We start from the raw sequence: 1438 nt of genomic DNA, 5'->3' as shown, positions 1-1438 counted from the left end.
GCACCGAAGCCGCGGGTTTCGGAAGTCGGTCGTCAGAGGTCAGAAGTCGGAGGGGAAGGTATGATTCAAGGCTATCAGGACCTGGAAGTGTATAGACGGTCCTACAGGCTTGCCTTGGAAATGCACAGGGTTACACAAACTTTCCCTGGTATAGAAAGGCATGAATTAGGAAGTCAGGTTCGGCGAGCTGCCATATCCATCGTGTTAAATATCGTAGAGGGGTATGGTCGTAAGGACTCATCGGCCGAATTTAAGCACTTTCTAAGGAATGCCTTGGGCTCATGTAATGAAACGAGAGTACTAATTGACATAGTAGCAGATCTTGGTTATATAACGCGAGAACAACATTCAAGGTTAAGCCAGGAATATGAAATTCTAGGTAAACAAATTTATCGTCTTAAAGAAACATGGGCCAAGAAGAAATCCGACATCTGACATCCGACGACCGACTTCCGAGGCGGTAGGGGAGCGTTCTCACCGGGCAGAAGTCACACTGAGAAGTGTGGTGGACTGGTGAGAAGTGAGAATGCCGGTATAAGTAAGCGAAAAGGCAGGTGAGAATCCTGCCCGCCGAAAGCCTGAGGTTTCCTGGGGAAGGCTCGTCCGCCCAGGGTAAGCCGGGGCCTAAGCCGAGGCCGGAAGGCGTAGGTGATGGGGAATCGGTTGAGAATCCGATGCCACCGGCAGGCCGCTTGAGGAAGGGGTGACGCAGGAGGGTAGGCCAAGCGCGCGGGTGGAAAAGCGCGTCCAAGCCGGTAGGGTGTGAGGCAGGCAAATCCGTCTCACGGAAAGCCCGAGAGGTGATGGGGAGGGAAATTGGAGTACCGAAGTGGCTGAGCCCATACTGCCAAGAAAAACCTCTAACGAGGAATGCCGGTGCCCGTACCGCAAACCGACACAGGTAGGCGAGGAGAGGATCCTCAGGCGCGCGAGAGAACCCTCGTTAAGGAACTCGGCAAAATGACCCCGTAACTTCGGGAGAAGGGGTGCCCCGGTAGCGTGAAGGTATAAACTACTGGAGCGCGAGGGGGCCGCAGAGAAGAGGCCCAAGCGACTGTTTACCAAAAACACAGGTCCCTGCCAAATCGAAAGATGAAGTATAGGGGCTGACGCCTGCCCGGTGCTGGAAGGTTAAGGGGAAGGGTTATCTGGCGGAAGCTGGAGAAGCTCTGAACCGAAGCCCCAGTAAACGGCGGCCGTAACTATAACGGTCCTAAGGTAGCGAAATTCCTTGTCGGGTAAGTTCCGACCCGCACGAAAGGCGTAACGACTTGGGCGCTGTCTCGACGAGGGGCTCGGCGAACTTGTAGTACCCGTGAAGATGCGGGTTACCTGCGACGGGACAGAAAGACCCCGTGGAGCTTTACTGCAGCCTGACATTGGACTTCGGTATTGCATGTACAGGATAGGTGGGAGGCATGGAAGCCGGGGCGCCAGC

1 rRNA gene is annotated in these 1438 nt (G+C 54.9%); it reads left to right on the top strand.

From position 1 onward, the window contains the following. A 23S ribosomal RNA gene (locus tag BUB44_RS14855) occupies positions 1-1438 on the top strand; the annotation flags it as partial.

It is taken from the genome of Desulfofundulus australicus DSM 11792, assembly GCF_900129285.1.
Lineage (GTDB): Bacteria > Bacillota > Desulfotomaculia > Desulfotomaculales > Desulfovirgulaceae > Desulfofundulus > Desulfofundulus australicus.
This window is presented reverse-complemented; position numbering and strand designations above follow the sequence as displayed.